13 protein-coding genes are annotated in these 18,535 nt (G+C 32.7%); all 13 read left to right on the top strand.

Annotation, left to right across the window (positions count from 1 at the left end; genetic code table 11):
- Positions 1-34: 34 nt before the first annotated feature.
- Positions 35-4,624 carry a DUF4157 domain-containing protein gene (locus U0D62_RS20820; protein WP_322289282.1) on the top strand — a complete coding sequence of 1,530 codons (4,590 nt, stop codon included), beginning with the start codon at positions 35-37 and terminating at the stop codon, positions 4,622-4,624.
- Between the two features lie 2 nt (positions 4,625-4,626).
- On the top strand, positions 4,627-5,103 hold the full coding sequence (locus U0D62_RS20815) for a hypothetical protein (protein WP_322289281.1): 477 nt from the start codon (positions 4,627-4,629) through the stop codon (positions 5,101-5,103).
- A gap of 102 nt (positions 5,104-5,205) precedes the next feature.
- Positions 5,206-7,770 (top strand): patatin-like phospholipase family protein, encoded by a 2,565-nt coding sequence (locus tag U0D62_RS20810; RefSeq protein WP_322289280.1) that lies wholly within the window; start codon positions 5,206-5,208, stop codon positions 7,768-7,770.
- A gap of 188 nt (positions 7,771-7,958) precedes the next feature.
- A complete protein-coding gene (locus tag U0D62_RS20805) occupies positions 7,959-8,774 on the top strand; it encodes a peptidoglycan-binding protein (protein ID WP_322289279.1) in 816 nt (271 codons plus the stop codon).
- Positions 8,775-8,781: 7 nt separating this feature from the next.
- Positions 8,782-10,125 carry an ATP-binding protein gene (locus tag U0D62_RS20800; RefSeq protein WP_322289278.1) on the top strand — a complete coding sequence of 448 codons (1,344 nt, stop codon included), beginning with the start codon at positions 8,782-8,784 and terminating at the stop codon, positions 10,123-10,125.
- Between the two features lie 104 nt (positions 10,126-10,229).
- Positions 10,230-11,366, top strand: coding sequence for a DUF2891 domain-containing protein (locus U0D62_RS20795; RefSeq protein WP_322289277.1), 1,137 nt, complete (start codon positions 10,230-10,232; stop codon positions 11,364-11,366).
- A complete protein-coding gene (locus U0D62_RS20790) occupies positions 11,363-12,583 on the top strand; it encodes an Nramp family divalent metal transporter (protein WP_322289276.1) in 1,221 nt (406 codons plus the stop codon). Before U0D62_RS20795 ends, U0D62_RS20790 begins: the two co-directional genes overlap by 4 nt.
- Positions 12,584-12,609: 26 nt before the next feature.
- Positions 12,610-13,341: a 5-oxoprolinase subunit PxpA gene (gene pxpA / locus U0D62_RS20785; RefSeq protein ID WP_322289275.1), complete on the top strand. Its 732-nt coding sequence runs from the start codon at positions 12,610-12,612 to the stop codon at positions 13,339-13,341.
- Between the two features lie 6 nt (positions 13,342-13,347).
- On the top strand, positions 13,348-14,073 hold the full coding sequence (gene pxpB / locus U0D62_RS20780; RefSeq protein ID WP_322289274.1) for a 5-oxoprolinase subunit PxpB: 726 nt from the start codon (positions 13,348-13,350) through the stop codon (positions 14,071-14,073).
- Positions 14,070-14,924: a 5-oxoprolinase subunit C family protein gene (locus U0D62_RS20775; protein WP_322289273.1), complete on the top strand. Its 855-nt coding sequence runs from the start codon at positions 14,070-14,072 to the stop codon at positions 14,922-14,924. The genes pxpB and U0D62_RS20775 overlap by 4 nt, the downstream gene beginning before the upstream one ends.
- 213 nt (positions 14,925-15,137) lie before the next feature.
- Complete coding sequence (locus U0D62_RS20770; protein WP_322289272.1) at positions 15,138-15,962, top strand: GNAT family N-acetyltransferase; 825 nt, start codon at positions 15,138-15,140, stop codon at positions 15,960-15,962.
- Between the two features lie 703 nt (positions 15,963-16,665).
- Entirely contained in the window at positions 16,666-17,067 is a 402-nt protein-coding gene (locus U0D62_RS20765) for a hypothetical protein (RefSeq protein ID WP_322289271.1), read from the top strand.
- A gap of 667 nt (positions 17,068-17,734) precedes the next feature.
- Positions 17,735-18,523 (top strand): sensor histidine kinase, encoded by a 789-nt coding sequence (locus U0D62_RS20760; protein WP_322289270.1) that lies wholly within the window; start codon positions 17,735-17,737, stop codon positions 18,521-18,523.
- The last annotated feature ends 12 nt before the right edge of the window (positions 18,524-18,535 follow it).

The raw sequence follows: 18,535 nt of genomic DNA, 5'->3' as shown, positions 1-18,535 counted from the left end.
TAATTAATGAAAATAGTTTTATAAAACCTTAAAAATGTTTAGATCGGCAAATTTAAATAATTCGAGTGCTACTTCTCATAATTCTTCACCTTTTAAGGGAGAGAAAGATGATAGTGCTTTTATTCAGCCGAAACTTAATATGGGGAAAACGGGTGACAAGTATGAGGTGGAAGCAGATCGTATGGCAGATACTGTGGTAGCCAAAGGCAATGATACCACTAATACTTTCTTCTCTCCTTCTCCAGTTATCCAGAAACAGCAAGAAGAAACAGAGCAGGATGTACAACAAAAGCCACTTGTTGATACTATAACACCATTGGTTCAGAAACAATCAGAAGAAGAAACAGAAGAAATACAAAAGCAACCTGAGGAAGAAATACAAAAGAAAGAATCCATTGATCGAGTCGAACAAGTTGCTGATTCAGGAATAACTACAGATATACAAAAACAGGAAGAAGAAGTTCAGGAAAAAGAAGAAGAGGAAGAATCTATACAAGAAAAAAGCTTTTTACAAAAAAGTGAAGATCACGAAGCTGACGAGAGTACTTCGGTTATTCAACAAAAATCGGAGAGTGTTTCGTCAAACGAAACTAGAAAACCTTCAATTGAATCTCGTTTAAACAGTTCTAAAGGAGGCGGTTCTCCACTTCCTGAAGGAGCGAGAAACCAAATGGAATCTGGATTTGGAGCAGATTTTGGAAATGTAAGAGTGCATACTGATTCTAGTGCAGTACAAATGAATAGAGATTTGGGAGCACAGGCTTTTACTCACGGAAACGATATATATTTTAATGAAGGAAAATATGATACTTCTTCCAATTCAGGTCAGCATTTATTAGCACACGAATTAACGCATACAGTACAACAAAGTGATTCGGTGCAACGTAAACCAGAAATATCAAAAACATCTAATTCTGTTCAGTTATTACCAGGTTTTATTGCCAGTAGACTTAATGAATATGCTCGATTTATTCCGGGATACTCACTATTAACAGTGATTATTGGGTATAATCCTATTTTGGGAGCAGATGTACAGAGAACACCTACCAATATAGTAGAAGGGTTACTAGAATTGGTTCCTATCTGGGGAGTTCTTTTGGTAAATAAACTAAGAGAATATAATGCACTTCAAACGGCATTTGATTGGATTGAAGGCGAACTCACACGTCTCAATCTTACAACCAGTAGGATTGAAAGTTTGATCAATCAGGCTTGGGATGATATGGATTTCTTACGTTTAGATCCGTTTGATTACAACGTAGGAGTTTTGGTAAACACCTTCCAGGGATTATATAATGATGTGGTTTCTTTTGCAGATTCTTTAAAAGATCAGGTGTTAGGTTTTATAAAGGACGCAGTGGTATCTCCATTAGTTGGATTTCTGGAAGCGAATAGCCCAACCTATGTATTAGCAACCAAAGTACTCGGACGCAAGTTTCCTTTGGATGAAGAGGTAAATGCACCTACAGTAGAGATTTTAGAAGATTTCCTTGTTTTAATAGGTAAAGAGACTGAGGTCGAAGAAATGAAAAACAAAGGAACTTTGCAGGAAACTGCAGATTGGATTGATACCCAATTAGCCACTTTCTTTGCTTTATTAGGACGATTTAATGCATTATTTACAAGAGCTTGGGATGCTTTTTCATTAGAAAACCTAAGAGATATACCAGCTGTTTTTAGTGGTATACTCACAGATTTTGGAGAATTACTACAAGATTTTTCCGTTTTTGCTGCAGAAGTAGCAATCAAAGTACTTGAGATTATTAAGAATGCTTTATTGGCGTGGTTAAGCACATTTGCAGATGATATTCCAGGATTTCACTTACTTACAGTCATTATAAGAAGAAATCCATTTACTGGTGAAGCCGTAGCGCGAACTACAGAGAATATTATACGAGGATTTATGGGACTTGTTCCTGGAGGTGAGGCTAAATTCCAGGAATTACAACAAACAGGTGTAGTTACCAATGCAGCTCAACGTATTGATGCCTTAGTAGCGCGTTTAGGAATTTCGGTAGCATTCATAGTACAGTTGTTTACAGATGTATGGAATTCTGTATCTATTCAAGATCTGATAAGCCCAATTGAAACTTTCCAGAGAATTGCCGCACAGTTTGGAGAACCGATAAGTCGTCTTTTCACTTTTGTAGTAGAAGTAGTAAAAATCATAATCGAATTGATATTGGCTATGATGAACTTCCCTACAGAATTGATAGGGTCTATTATTGCCAATACCGTACAGGCATTTAATGATATCAAACGTGATCCAGTAGCTTTTCTACTTAATTTGATAGCAGCTGTTAAGCAAGGATTTATACAATTCTTTAATAATATTGTAAATCACCTGTTAGGAGGACTTCAAAAATGGCTTTTTGGCGAGTTGGGAGAAGCAGGTATTCAACCACCACCAGATATATCATTCCAATCGATTTTAGGAATGTCTATGGAAATATTGGGTATTACCGTTGATAATATTTTAGATCGTTTGGCTTTAAAGATAGGTCAGGATAAAGTAGATAAAATACGTGCAGGATTGGATATGCTAACGGGCATCTGGACTTTTGTAAAAGATGTTATAGAACGTGGTCCTATCGCTATTTGGGAGTATATACAAGAAAAAATAAGCAATCTGTGGAATGTTGTAGTAGATGGAATAAAAGGTTGGATCATGACCACTATTATTCAAAGAGTAACTACCAAATTATTATCCATGTTGGATCCTACAGGAATCATGGCGGTAGTGAATAGTGCAATTGCCTTTTTTAATGCTGTACAATCCTTTATAGAGAAGCTCCGTGAAATGCTGGAGATATTAAACTCTTTTATTGCGGGAGTTGCAGAAATAGCAAGAGGATCAATAGCATCAGCAGCCAATTTCCTTGAATCTGCTTTAGCCGATGGGATTCCGGTGGCGATCAGTTTCCTTGCAAATCAGGTTGGTTTAGGTAATCTGGGAGAAAAGATATCAGAAATGATTGAACTGGCTCGTGAGAAAATCAATGAAGGTATAGATTGGCTAATCGATAAGGCCATGGCTGCAGGTACAGCATTTTTGAATATGCTTGGATTGGGAGGCGGTGAAGAAGGCGAAGGAGAAGAAGAGGCAGATGATGGCTCTGGTCTTGAGCTAGGGTCTGTAGAAGCCACATTTCAGGATGAGGAGGAAGAAGACCATAGATTGTATATAACGGTTCAAGGAACTAATGCCACAGTGATGATGGCGAGTAATAATCCGGATGATTTACATAATAAAATTCAAAATGAACAAACAACCGATGAAACGGATACTCCTGAGCAGGAAGCAGAACTGGTAACAGCAGATCAATTGAGAGCACAACTGGTTACTTATATTGAAACTAACTTGTTAAATTCTGAAGATCAGGATATGGAAACTGTAAGAGCCGAAATACAAAGACGATTAAATGAGATTAGAGATAAAGTAGTTCAGGGAGGTATAGATAGTGATGGAGAGCTTCCTGCGACTGAAGTTACCCATGGAATGCAAGGAGATAAAGCTGGAATGGTTGCGGCTTATCCATTAACCAATAAAGCTGGTAATACAACAGGAGCAGCACCAGGAGGATTAGAAATTCAAGGATGGTCCTTAGTTAGACAATATGATTATATTTTCAGAGAACAAGAAGATAGATGGGATTCACAGTTTTGGATTAGGTTCCATCTACTACATGATGGAATGCATGGACCGGCTACATTATGGAACTTGGTACCTGCCCATACCAGGGATAACAGAAATAGATACTTACCAGAGATTGAAACACCAATTTTAAATCAAGTAAATGATGGTAAAATCATGTTTTTTGATGTGCGAGTATCTGGATATCATAACGGAGTTCCTGATCTTTATGCGAATCATGAGAAATTTAAAGCATTATCAGAAGAAACTCAAACAAATTACCATGGACTTTATAGTAAGTTTCCAACTCAATTAACCGTAAATGCAGGGTATTTAGAAAAGAATGGTGATGGTTTTACAGAGGGAGAAAAAATTCATGATAATAGAATTTTTACATTCGAAGAATCATTGGATATCGCAAGAGACCCGAACTCAATCAAAATTATTCTGAATAAGGCTTCTGGAGAACTATCTGGATTAGGAATAGCAAGCGGTAATCAAGCATATCTTACAGGAACAGGTAGAAGTAAAACAAATGTAAATGATCTGGTAAATGGTTATTTCACTGATCCTACGGAAAGAAATGTCAATGATGTTATTTCATATTTAGGTCAAATTATAGGCGCTTTAAATAACACTGATGAAGCTTATCAAGATGCTACAATCCAACTTTTTGATACAAGTACTGATAAGAATGCTGATATTTCTGCAATTGAAAGTAAAATAGAATCTCTTCAAACGATCAGTCAAAAAGCTTCAGGAGCATTAAGTCTTATTGAATCTTATAAAAATGAAAAAGGATTATCTCAAAGAGCCCTTGCCCAACAATTATCTTTAGGAATGAATGAGGGAGATTATACATTTGAAGGAATTGATTTTAAACTAAAAAACAAAGGGGCGTCGACGATAAGAATGACAATAACAGCTGGAAATCAAACTATGTTACCTCAATACTTGTGTTTAATGCTTCGATTGATTAATAAATATTGAAAATGATTAAAAAAGTACTAGATAGAATAGGAGTGGATCAGATGTACAGCGTTTTGTACACATTTCTACTAAGGTTTTATAAAGATGAAGAGCTTTCAAAAAAAGGAAAAGTGTTTCAATATTTGTATAAATGCTTTGTGGTTTTTGACCTTTTAGAAAGTAAAGGGATTGATTGGTTTTTAGATTCAGAATTTAATACACCAAAATTTTACGATGCGATCGCTTTTTTTGATAAGGAATCAGTAGAAAAAGTACAAAAAATATTAAATAAAAAAGATTGGGCAGAAGAAGAATATAATGAATGGTATATTATAGCTGATGCGGTTCAGGATAAAGCATCTATGTGGGTGATGACAAATTCAAATTTGTTTAAAGATTATTCAGAAAAATTCGAAGCTATCTATATGGAGCAGGTTGAAATTAGAAAAGAAATAAAAGAGTCTTCAGATGAGCTAAGAAATAACAAAAATGAGACATAAAAACCTTAATTAATAACCCTCAAAAAAAGGGGTAAAAACCCCATTGTGTATAAATATACTTATCTGTAACTTGGTTGAGGCATAACTACACAACACACAAATATGGATACTCGACTCGCTAAATTTATCCAGGGATTTAATCGTTTGATACGATCTTTTAAGTTCTTTTATAAATCATCTTTCCTCAGTCTTATAGTAATAGCAATCATATTATTGATCCTTCTCAATATGGATCAGGCGTATACTATGATGGTATATATGCTGGAACAAGACAATAAAATATCGTTAGTCATTTGTTTCTTTTTTGTATATGCTCTGGCTTTGGCATTATCTCACTATCCGATCTATAATTATTATTCAATGGATCTTAACGATAGTAAAGATAAATTTGATTGGGAAACACATTATCCCTTTAAAAGAGTACTAAAAAAATACCCTTTCTTCATATTTAAAAGAAATAGTAAACCATACCAAGCAGATATATTAGCAAATTACTTTAGATATGCTCTTGGGATTTTTATATATGCTGTTTGGATCGTATTTGTTTATAATAGTTTTGAACCTAACTTAAAATTCAATGAACACCTTCTGGTTCCTGTCAAATGGATTCCCTGGATTATAGGAGCATTTTTCATGGTTCCTTTTGTAATTTATTGGAGATTAAAATATCGTATTGAAAAAGATTTAATTCAAGACATAAAAAAGTTCTATAGAACATTAGCCAAAGCTTTCTTTTTAAGTGTCTTTCTAACTGTAATATTCTTGATATTCTTAATAATTCCAGGAAGTAGATTTAGCAGACTAGGCTTGATTATTATGCTGTTGATTACTTATACAATGATGTTCTCCTACGTTTTTTTCAGACTTACGAGAGGAGAATTAAAAGATATGTATGATACGCTTGACAAAAAAAGTAAACTTAGATGGTTTATTGGTCCTATACGATATCTAACATCTTCAGTAGCATACCTCAAAATGTTCAGTGTTTATTTCATCATTGCTGTATTTTATATTTTTTATTGCAATATAGCCGTAGTATTTGGTTTTGAAATGACGAGTGTAATTCCAATTTTATTAGCCTATATGTATGCGTATTATTGGATTCTGGCAAATATTAGTAAGTACTTTTTCGCAGCGAGAAAAGCTAGAAGAAATCCTGAAAACCTTGATGATCATAGCACGTATAATCAAACAAAATCTTTTCGTTGGACTTATATGTTAGTAATACTATTTGCTATAATGGTTTTTGTTAGTTTTAAGTTTGCAGAACAAAACACTCACGAGTTAGAACCTGTGAAAAACATTGTAACGGGTAAGAATATAATTAATGAAAACCCCTTTGTTTCCTCAATAAAAGAAAAAAATGCAAACACCTTATTTTTTGTATCCTCTTATGGAGGAGGACTCAAAGCTAATGTGTGGACACTGATTGTATTAAACAAATTACAAAAAGAGACCCAAGGTAAATTTCTGGATCATACAGTTGCCATGTCAGGAGCTTCGGGAGGTTCTTTAGGATTAGCTTTATATACAGGGTTGTATGCTGAAGATGGGAAAAATACAAATGCTATAAAAGAAAAGATTAACAAAATAGCACTTAAAAATTATGCATCAGCAGATCTAAGTTTTGCATTAGGAATGGATTTTTACAGGAAGCTGTGGCCTTTCACATATAAAACGCCTTTACAAGACAGATCGTATTATTCTATGATCAAATATCAAAACTTAATTGAAGGAAAAACCAATGCTTCTTTGAGCAATGTTCCTTACAGAACGTATTGGGGTAAAGCTTTTAATAAAACCGGATATTTTCCATCACTTATAATGAATACTTCAGGAATAAGAGTTAATCGTGGGATATTATGGTCTGTAAAACACAATAAAGGAGATTTTGAAAAAATATTTCCGTATTCTGAAAACCTGGCAGATTTATACAGTAATAAAGATAAAACACTACCATTTTATCAAGCCGTCTCTACAACCAATCGTTTTCCGGTGTTTAGTCCAGCAGCTAAAATCGAAGGATACGGTCACTATATGGATGCAGGTGCTATCGATAATAGCGGGTTATTAGGTAATTTGGATGTATATAATCATTTAAGAGAAAAAGATCTATTGTTCAACAATAAGAATATTGTATTTGTTGAGATTATTAATGGAAAGGAGTTATACGTCGATTATGTTCTAAGCCAGATTTCTGAATCAGAATTTGATAGGAATAATAAGGACGAGTATGAAAAAGATAATATAGCCGTTAATATAAAAACAGGATTAGATTATAATAAAATCCCAAGATATCTCGGAGATTTTTTTAAAAATTGGGCAGGAAAAGATAAAACCACCACGATAGCACCTTTTGGTAAAATACATCATATTCGTATTTATTTGCCTCATAAAATTACTACAGATGATATAGAAGCTCATATGGTAGGAGCGTATGAAAAGGATGATCTGGAAAAGCTTCAGAAAAAATTAGATACATACAATAAACAGATTCTTGATGTTACCAAGACGGATCAAACATCGTTCTTAAAAGCTTGGGAATATTATGAGCCTACACTTTCTCGTCATATGAATGTGACCAGTTATGAATACTTCAAAAAGATGTTAAATGAACACGAAGTAGTTAATATCGAAATTAATAAGATAAAAGATATGCTGAGATAAAATACCGTTAAAACACTAGGGTAAGTACAGTGATTTGCCCCTTTAAGTACTAATCTGATAACAATAACTTTATTAATTAAAATTTGAGCCAAATGAAACCTGTATGATTAATATAATCACTAAACATATAACAATGATTATTTAATTGTTGCAGATTTTATCTGATCTCTTGTAATAAACATATACAGATGAAAAAGACAGCATATCAAAAGGAATTAGTAATTAAAAACACACAAAAAAGAAGAGGAACTAATAACAGAAAAGATGTCATGAAAATTCAATCCTGGCTTACGCTGTTTTCTGTATGGAACCCTACCAGTGGAACAGCTACAGAAATTGATGGAGATTTTGGACCTGCAACAGAGAGAGCTGTAAAAAAGTTTCAGGAAATTCATGGGTTGTCTCAAAATGGTATTGTTAGTCAGGAAGTTTTTAACGAATTATCATCATATCTTAAAAAAGCTTTTGAAGCTCCATTACAAAGTACCAACTTAAGAGATTTGGTTGTAGAAGTTGCAGAGAATCACTTACAAAATCACCCGTATGAATTACAGATTAAAGGACAATCTAATAGTGGTCCTTGGGTACGTAGTTATATGGATGGTAATGATGGTTCTCCTTGGTTTTGGTGTATGGGGTTTGTACAAGCTATTATTGATCAGGCGGCAAGTGCATTAGGTAAAAATTTCAAAACTTTGATGCCGCTTACTTATAGTTGTGATACTGTGGGCACAACAGGACTTAATAAAGGGTTGCTTACCAGGTTTCGTAAAGCAAGAAAAGATCCGTCACTCATTAAGAAGGGAGATATATTTTTAAATCAAAAGTCAACATTTGATTGGACACATACTGGAATTATCACTGATATAGAAGGAGGAGTGATAGAAACTATTGAGGGAAATACAAATTTTCAAGGTTCCAGAAATGGTATCGCGGTAATGAAAAGAACACGGAGTTTTATGAAATCCAAAATAGATGTGTTTTCAATAGAGCCTTTAGTATAATATTAATATGAAGAAAGTCCTAGAACATAATACAACACATTATAATAGTAAGCTCTCTTTTATAAGAGAAGTAATAGAATATCGATTAAAAGCATCATATACAAATGAGGTTGTAAATTTTCCTGAGTTTAGTAATATAGTATCTGATAATTCATCATTCTCACTTTTTGTAAGAAAACATGAACTGTCTATCGAAGAGGTCATTATTTTATTACTTGCACTTATTCCGCACTTATCTCCAAACTTTTTTACTGCTATAATTACCGATTTTTTTCCGAATGGAGGAGAACTCCCAGAGTTTGGAGGAGTTAAAGGTAAAAACCATAGAGGGATTATTCCGACAGGCGAAACACTACAATTTATAATTGCAGGAGATGATATTCATAAAAGAATAGAACTTACCAGGTATTTTGACTCTTCTCATCTATTTACTTCAGCTGGAGTTTTGTATTTGGATAGTGTACCTAATAATGAACCCAGAATGAGTGGAAGACTTGTGTTGGATGAAGAATTTGTTGAGTTTTTTACTACGGGGCAATTGCTAAAACCTACGTTAAGCAAAGACTTTCCGGCAGAACGTATAGAAACCCAATTAAGTTGGGATGATTTGGTATTAAATACCAAGACGTTAAACCAGGTAAAAGAAATAGAAACCTGGTTAAATTATAATGACGTAGTATTAAATGACTGGAATATGAAGTCTAGGATCAAACCCGGATATCGTATTTTGTTTTCGGGACCACCAGGAACCGGTAAAACACTCACAGCCACTTTGTTAGGTAAATATACCGGAGAAGACGTATATAGAATAGATTTGTCAATGATTGTCTCAAAATATATTGGAGAAACAGAAAAGAACTTATCTAAGTTATTTGATAAAGCGAGAAATAAATCGTGGATACTGTTTTTTGATGAAGCAGATGCGATTTTTGGTAAACGTACTAATGTAAGAGATGCTCATGATAAATATGCTAATCAAGAGGTATCCTATTTATTACAACGCATAGAAGCACATCCAGGTCTTGTTATTCTGGCATCTAATTTCAAGAATAATATAGATACCGCATTTACTCGTAGGTTTCAATCTATTATCGAATTTGAAAACCCTTCATATCAGGAACGATTATCTCTCTGGAAGAAAAATTTACCAGATAAAGTACCTTTAGATGAGACAGTTTCTCTTCAGGAGTTGTCAAAAAAATATGCACTTACCGGAGCCAATATTATTAATGTTATACAATACACCTGCTTAAAAACAATTGCTTTAAAACATGAAACTATCCAGCAGGAGACAATACTAGAAGGAATCAAAAAAGAGTACTTAAAAGAAGGTAAAATGATCACGATTTAATAGTTTATAAACTATTAAGGCGTGTTATTAACAATTCTATTTATATCCATAGAGAAATCGATACTTTAGAATACACATAGTGTCTAATTCTAAACTATTGATACATGAATCGAATCTATATTGTTGTGATAGCAGCTTTGATAATGAGCTGCCAGAATGATAAAACCAATACATCTCAAAATTCAGATAAAGAGAGTGATATTGATGAAACCGTAAAAGTTGATATCCAAAAATCTTTACAGCTTACATTAGATCAGGCTAATAATTTAGCAAAACTTCCTTTTGCTTGTCTTGAAACCGAATATCCTAATAAATTGGGGCAAACGCTAGGAGATAAGTCGGATATTAGAACTCCACAGGAATTACACCCTGCATTTTATGGATGTTTCGACTGGCATTCTTCGGTACACGGACATTGGTCCTTAGTAAAGTTACTAAAAGAATTTCCGCAACTACAGGATTCACATAGTATACGAGCAAAACTGCAAAAAAATATTTCTAAAGATAATATTGAAAAAGAAGTAGCATATTTTCAAGGAAAACATAATACCTCATATGAACGTACCTATGGATGGGCTTGGCTATTAAAACTAGCAGAAGAATTACATACCTGGGATGCACCAATCGCAAGAGAATTAGAGCAAAACTTACAACCTTTGACTGATCTGATAGTAGATCGATATTTAGAATTTTTGCCAAAACTAAACTATCCTATTCGAGTTGGAGAGCATACCAACACAGCCTTCGGTTTATCCTTTGCTCTGGATTATGCAATCACCTTGCAAAATATAGAGTTAAAAAATGCAATAAGCTCTAGAGCAAAAGATTTTTATATGAATGATGTTGGTTGTCCATTAGGATGGGAACCCAGCGGATATGATTTTTTATCTCCTTGTTTTGAAGAAATAGATCTTATGCGCAGAGTATTAGAGAAACCAGCATTTGATACTTGGATCAACAAATTTATGCCAGAACTGAAATCTACCAGTTTTACTTTAAAAACTGGAGAAGTATCTGATCGTACAGACGGTAAATTGGTTCATTTAGATGGACTTAATTTTAGTAGAGCCTGGGTGCTTTATGGGTTAGCAAACCAATATAAGGAGTATGAACATTTAATTAATATAGCTAATGATCATGTGCAATACTCGTTACCCAACTTAGCAGGAGATAGCTATGAAGGAGGTCATTGGTTAGGTTCTTTTGCAATTTATGCATTAGATAAAGGAACGGTACAATGAAAAAGTGGTTTTCAAACATTGGACCAGGAACATTAGTTACAGCAGCTTTTATAGGTCCAGGAACAGTTACAGTATGTACACTGGCAGGAGTGAAGTTTGGATATACACTTTTATGGGCATTGGTATTATCCATTATTGCTTGTATTGTTTTACAAGAGATGGCAGCTCGATTGGGGGTAATTACTCAAAACGGTCTTAGCGAAGTATTAAAATCTCAGTTTGATAATAAAATCATAAGATGGGTTTTAATAGGGGTGATCCTTTCAGCAATTTTTGTCGGTAACGCTGCTTACGAAGCTGGAAATATTAGTGGCGGTGTATTGGGATTATCTACAATAGTAGGTTCACCAATAGTTACTGTTGCAGGAGTTAATATTAATTACGTAAGTATCCTGATCGGTATATTGGCATTTATACTTCTATACATAGGTAATTACAAAATATTAGAACGCAGTTTGATTGTACTTGTACTTTTTATGAGTATTGCTTTTATAATAGCTGCGATTGCCACCAAGCCGGATTTAAGTTTAATTTTTAAAGGGTTTGTTCCAGATTTTTCATCAGATAAATTACTTACTATTATAGGTCTTATTGGCACAACAGTGGTACCATATAACTTGTTTCTTCATGCATCTTTAGTCAAAGAAAAGTGGAAATCTCCAGAAGATTTACCTCTCGTTAGAAAAGATACAGTAATTGCAATCGTATTAGGAGGACTCGTTTCCATGGCAATTATTATTGCTGGAGGATCTATGCAAAATATGGAAGTCAATAATGCTGCAGATTTAGCAAAAAGCATAGAGCCAGTATTTGGAACTTCGGCAAAATATGTGCTTTCTCTTGGTTTATTTGCTGCCGGAATTACATCTGCAATCACTGCACCATTAGCAGCCGCATATGTAGTAAAAGGATGTTTAGGTTGGAGTAGTGATTTGAAAAGTAAAAAGTTCAGATCGGTATGGATCTTCATTTTAGTACTTGGAGTTTTGTTCTCTTCTTTAGGAATAAAATCAATCGAAATTATACAATTTGCTCAGGTAGCTAATGGGATATTATTACCCATCATTGCGGGCTTTTTATTATGGGTGATGAACAGGGAAAACTTACTTGGTGAATATCGTAATTCCTGGAAGCAAAATTTACTTGGTTTAGTGATTCTTGGAATTGCAATTTTCCTTGGTTTTAGAAGTGCCTGGAAAGTGTTAGAAAATTTGTAGGAAGTTGTTTTGTAAAATGTAAGAATATGAAACCAATTATTTTCAATGCTGATATAGGAGAAGAGACAGGTTTTGATGATGAAATTATGCCATATATCTCTTGGTGTAATATTGCTTGTGGAGCACATGCAGGTGGTGAAGAAGTTATAAACAAAACAATCGATTTAGCAATTCATCATAATGTAAAAATTGGAGCGCATCCATCATATCCGGATAGAATGAATTTTGGAAGAGAGGTCATGCAAATTTCATATGCCAATTTAATAGATACAATTACAAGGCAAATACAACTTGTTAAAAAATGCACTGAGGAGAAAGGACAAAAGCTACATCATGTAAAACCACATGGAGCACTTTATAATGAAGCAATGAAAAATAGATTGGTGGGAGAAGCTATTTTAGAATCTGTAAAAAATATCGATAAAAGTTTAATAATTGTTACGCAAAAAGATTCTATGATTTCTTTATTAGGAGGCGAGAATTTTAATATTAAACACGAAGCATTTGCGGATCGTAATTATAATAAAGACCTGTCTCTTGTTTCTAGAAAGGAAAACAATGCAGTGATCACAGATCCAAAAAAAGTGTTTGATCATGTGTTTAAAATGATTTCTGAAGGGAAGGTAAAAACGAAAGAAGGAGAGAAGTTGTCTATTTTTTTTGATACGATATGTGTGCATGGGGATAATCCAAAATCGGTTGAGATTTTACGATATATATATAATGAGTTTTTAGAAAGAAATTTTAGGGTGAAATAAAGAATAATGAAGTATAAATTACAGTATAAAAGATATGCCGAGAATGCAATTTTGATAGAATGGCCTTCAGAAATTAATGAAATTTTACTGGAAGATGTGCTTTTTTATAAAAAAGCGATTGAAATTTTATATGATAAACTAATTGTTGAAGTAATCTCATCATATAACTCGTTGTTAATTTACTACATATCAGCTATAAAGGATCTCTATAGTGAGGTTTTGAAGCTAAAAACACTGTATTCTGATAATGCTTCTGAAAACGCTCAAAAAAAAACATTGTGGAAAATACCAATTTGTTATTCAAGTAATCTGGCTCCTGATTTAGATGAATTTGCTCAAGAAAAATCGTTAACTATTGATGAGGTAATTGCATTGCATGCCTCTCCTATTTATACAGTTTATTTTATTGGTTTTCTTCCTGGTTTTTTATACTTAGGTGGCTTGAAAGATGAATTAATATTGCCTAGGAAAACGACTCCATCTTTAAGTGTTGAAAAAGGCTCTGTTGCAATTGGAGGAAGTCAAACAGGAGTGTATCCTTCAAATAGCCCAGGTGGTTGGCATGTGATTGGTAAAACTCCATTGAATTTTTTTGATCCAAAATCAGATGATCCTTGTTTTGTAAATCCTGGAGATAAAATTCAATTTATAGCGATAGAAGAAAAAAAATATAACGATATAAATATGTTGTTAAAAGAAGGGGTTTATGTGATAGAAAGTGAAAATGTATGAATGGAGAAGTGAAAATAATACGACCAGGAATTTATACTTCTATTCAGGATTTGGGTAGATTTGGTTTTTCAAAATATGGAATTCCCAAAAGTGGAGCCATGGATCAGATGTCTGTTAAATTAGCAAATGCTATTTTAGGAAATGATGAAAATGATGCAGTTTTGGAATGGACAATGCAAGGACCAATTTTACAATTTTCAGAACAAACGATTATTGTACTTACTGGAGCAGAAGTTGATGCTTTTTTGAATAAAAAAAAGATTAAAAAAAATAAACAATTTTCGGTGGATAAAAATGATATTTTGGAATTAAAATATTGTAAGAATAACATGTATGGATATGTAGGAATTAAAAATGGATTTAAAACAGAAATTACTTTTAATAGTAGATCTTTTTTTAAGGGGATAACAAGGTTAGAAAAGTTGAAAAAAGGTGATGTTGTTCCGTATCAAAAAAATGAAAATTTTGAAGAACAATATGCCTCAGTTTTAAGACAGGATTATGATCAGAATTCTTTAGTTTTAAAAGCCTTTAAAGGTCCGGAATTTGACTTGTTAACTTCAAGTGAAAAAGAGAGTTTGAAAAATATGAATTTTACTATTTCTAATATAAGAAGTAGAATGGCAATTCAACTGAATGAAACAATTGTCAATAAAATTTCTTCGATGTTAACTTCGCCAGTTTTGCCTGGAACTATTCAATTAACTCCTTCTGGAAAATTAATCGTTTTGATGAGAGATTGTCAAACTACAGGAGGGTATCCTAGAATCTTACAATTGTTTCAAGAGGATATAAATAATATAGCTCAAAAAAGAACAGGAGAAAATATCAAATTCAAGATAATTACATGATTTTAACGTGTTGTGTATTTTGATATTTTATACAAAACCTGTCGGTTCGAGTGCTTGGACTTTAGGAGAAATGTATCCAGAATAGGGTGTTTGGTTTAAAGAGGTATTTTAGATACATTTTGTCTCAATTTATTAAGGCAAAATATTGGAATTGATATTTTCATCATAATTTTTCTAAATGCGTAATTTTAATGTATTTAAATAGTAATAAAAATGATAGTTAAGAATTTGGATAAAATAGATTTTGATGATTTACTACATTGTTTTTTACAGGCTTTTGAGAGCTATTATGTAAAAATGCCAACGAATAAAGCATATTATATCCAAAGATGGAAACAGGCTAATGTTGACTTTCGCTTTTCGTATGGAATGTTTGATCAAAACAAATTGGTTGGATTTATTATACATGCGATTGATCATAGAAATGGAAAGTTAACCGCTTTTAATACAGGAACAGGAGTGCTTCCTGAATATAGAGGTAGAAAAATTGTAAAATCTATATACAAAGAGGCATTACAAGATTTAAAACAAAATGGCATTACTAAATGTTCTTTAGAAGTTATCAAGGAAAATTTAATTGCAATAAGATTATATAAAAGTATAGGTTTTGATATCTGTAAACATTATAAATGTTTTAGTGGGGTCATTACTGTGAATAAAGAACATCAGGTTGATATTAAAGAAATAGGTGTCAAAGAAGCAGATGTAGATAGTTTGCCGAATCAGGAGTATTATTCTTGGGATAACCAATTAAAGACAATCCAAAAAGGAAGATATAGATTTTTTAAAGTTTTTAAAAATGATAACCTGGAGTCATTTTTTATTATAGATTCTGAGGTTGGGTATCTTGCGCAATTCGATGTATTAATGCCAGATAATAAAAGTTGGGAAAGATTATTTTTTGCAATTCAGAAAATGGCAAATGTTATTAAGATTAATAATGTAGATGAGCGTTTAGCCGATAAAATTAATTTCTTGAATTCAATTGGTTTAAAAAACACAGTCGATCAATACGAAATGGAAATGAAAGTGTATTAACCTGAACTCGATTACTATCAGGTATATTGTGAAAACCGTCAATTCGAGTGGTTTTTCGTATTAAAAAGAAGAAAAATTGTATCGAGAATAGGTTTTTAGTACTGAAATATTTGACATCCAGAGTTTATCGAAGGGACAATATAAAATTCTTAACAGAATTTCACTCAAATTGACACGTTTTAGGTTGGAAACTCCTGTTAAGTTATATGGAGCTGGTGTTTAATATTAAAAAATGTGTGTTTTTAGGTAGATTACCTTGAGAAAGACGGCAAATAGGATGTGTTTCTAAAAAAAATCCGATCATAATTTTTTCTACTCTTTTTATAAGAAAAATCAAAAGTATACTGCCTGTCTATTATTTGATAGGTATTCCTTGAGAGAATTGATTTTTTAGATTTCTGATTTATATTGTAGTGGTTTTAGATTGATTTTAAATGAATTATATAGAATCATTAGGAGAAATAAGAGTTTTGGTTAGAACTGAACATTTATTTTAGGGGGATATCAACCCTGAACGCATAGGGGGAAAACCCCCTATGTTGAGAAATTTAAGTTTTTTTTATGATTTCATAAGTTTTTGAATATCAATTGATTATAGTTACGGGTTTTCCGTAGTTTTAATGTTAAAAAGGGAGGCGTTCCTTGTGATTAAGAAAGCTTTTTAGGTATATTAGCGATATATGTAACCTAAAAATACAATGTTATGGCAAAAAAAATACAAAAACCGAAAAAATGCATTAGTGTAGAGGAAGCTAGAGAACTTCAGGAAAGCTGGTGTAATAGAAAAGGAGGACATTTAAAAAAGAAGCTAGGCTTTGAAGATGCACGAGAATTTCATTGGTCTGTTGCTGAATTAGAAGAGTATTTGGCTTATGTAAAACAAGAATCGGCAGAACAAGGAATCAAAAACCCTGGAATCCGTATGTATTATGGAGCCTATCCTGAAAAAAAATGTAAAATGGGTAGAGGGTACTCAACATTGTTTTTAACTCCCACGGGAGCACCGGCAAGAAGTGGAGGAAAAGATGGAGGAGATGAACCTAATAATTATAACATAGATAGTTTTAATAGCGGATCTAGTGGGATTCCACCGAAGAATTTTTAGAATATATGATATTTTTGTTTTCATATTTGCTGTTTGAATCGATAGCAGCATTATCAGGAACTTATTATATTACAAAATACCGAGAAGATAAACCTTCTCGGTATTTTGTTTACTTTTTATGGTTTACTTTTCTAATTGAACTTTTTGGTACTTTACCAGGGTTAATTTATTATGCAGATATGTTTCCATTCTTGAAAGGAACGTTTTTGGAAAAAAACCATTGGTTACAAAATGTCTTTTTGATAATAAATTTTTCATTTTATGTTCTTTACTTTGCATTTCATTATAAATCTCTATTTTTTAGAAAGTTGATGAAAATTCTGGTTGCTATTTTTGTAGTTGGAGCAATAGTGAATTTGATTTTTTCCAATGTATATTTTGAAGCAATTTCATCTTTTACATATATTATTGGAACATTACTTATCATGTTAGGAGGACTTCTTTATTTATACGAAATACTTCAAAGTGATAAGATATTAGTATTTTATAAAATGATATCATTTTATATAACAATTGGAGCGATAGTTTTTCATCTGATTGCAACTCCAATTTTTATTTATAGCAGGTATTTTAGGTCAGAAAGCCCAAATTTTGTGAATATTCGAATGATAATTTTGAATACTGCAATCTTTTTTCTGTATACTTGCTATACAATTGGTTTTATAGTATGCTCGAGAAAGAACAAATCCTATTAATAGTATATTTTACCGTTATTATATTGTTTTTTGTAATATTTGGTATAACATTTTTTATTGCCTTTCAGCGACGCAAGAATAAACTATTACTTGAAAAACTCAAAGCAGAACAACGTTTTGAAGAAGAGCTGCAAAACTCGAAATTAGAGATACAAGAGCAAACCCTTAAGAATGTAAGTTGGGAGTTGCATGATAATATAGGGCAGTTACTATCTACAGCGGTCATGCAAATTAATATATTAGGATCTTCAATAGCACAAGAATCTTCAGAATCTTTACAAGATGTTAAAAAACTGGTAGGCGATAGTTTACAAGAAATCAGAAGCCTGTCTAAAACCTTAAATCATGAGGTAATTGAGAATATTGGTCTAGAAAAATCAATACAGGTAGAATTAGATCGATTTAAAAAACTTAATTTCTTACATACAGAGTTTAATGTTACCGGTGATACTCTATATATAAACCCTAAGGATGAGATTATTATCTACCGTATTGTACAAGAGTTTTTTTCTAATACGATAAAACATGCAGAGGCAACAAATCTTTTAGTAAATTTGGCCTATACTAATAAAGACCTAAAAATTACAATCAAAGATGACGGGCTTGGTTTTGATATGGACTCCGTACAAGCCAATTCAGGACTGCTCAATATGAAAAGCCGCGCATCTTTAATTGAAGCAACATTGGATTATGAGTCTGCTCCTAATAAAGGAGTATTACTTAAATTGCACTACCCCTTAAAAGATATTGATAAGGTTTAACGCAAACACGAT

It is taken from the genome of Aquimarina callyspongiae (genome assembly GCF_034322225.1).
Lineage (GTDB): Bacteria > Bacteroidota > Bacteroidia > Flavobacteriales > Flavobacteriaceae > Aquimarina.
The sequence above is the reverse complement of the archived record's forward strand: the minus strand, read 5'-3'. Positions and strand labels throughout refer to the sequence as shown.

Coding starts and splice junctions, on each gene's coding strand:
- U0D62_RS20790 (WP_322289276.1), top strand. CDS start 11,363: ATGAAAAAGTGGTTTTCAAACATTGGACCAGGAACATTAGTTACAGCA.
- pxpA (WP_322289275.1), top strand. CDS start 12,610: ATGAAACCAATTATTTTCAATGCTGATATAGGAGAAGAGACAGGTTTT.
- U0D62_RS20765 (WP_322289271.1), top strand. CDS start 16,666: ATGGCAAAAAAAATACAAAAACCGAAAAAATGCATTAGTGTAGAGGAA.
- pxpB (WP_322289274.1), top strand. CDS start 13,348: ATGAAGTATAAATTACAGTATAAAAGATATGCCGAGAATGCAATTTTG.
- U0D62_RS20800 (WP_322289278.1), top strand. CDS start 8,782: ATGAAGAAAGTCCTAGAACATAATACAACACATTATAATAGTAAGCTC.
- U0D62_RS20820 (WP_322289282.1), top strand. CDS start 35: ATGTTTAGATCGGCAAATTTAAATAATTCGAGTGCTACTTCTCATAAT.
- U0D62_RS20815 (WP_322289281.1), top strand. CDS start 4,627: ATGATTAAAAAAGTACTAGATAGAATAGGAGTGGATCAGATGTACAGC.
- U0D62_RS20760 (WP_322289270.1), top strand. CDS start 17,735: ATGCTCGAGAAAGAACAAATCCTATTAATAGTATATTTTACCGTTATT.
- U0D62_RS20775 (WP_322289273.1), top strand. CDS start 14,070: ATGAATGGAGAAGTGAAAATAATACGACCAGGAATTTATACTTCTATT.
- U0D62_RS20795 (WP_322289277.1), top strand. CDS start 10,230: ATGAATCGAATCTATATTGTTGTGATAGCAGCTTTGATAATGAGCTGC.
- U0D62_RS20810 (WP_322289280.1), top strand. CDS start 5,206: ATGGATACTCGACTCGCTAAATTTATCCAGGGATTTAATCGTTTGATA.
- U0D62_RS20770 (WP_322289272.1), top strand. CDS start 15,138: ATGATAGTTAAGAATTTGGATAAAATAGATTTTGATGATTTACTACAT.
- U0D62_RS20805 (WP_322289279.1), top strand. CDS start 7,959: ATGAAAAAGACAGCATATCAAAAGGAATTAGTAATTAAAAACACACAA.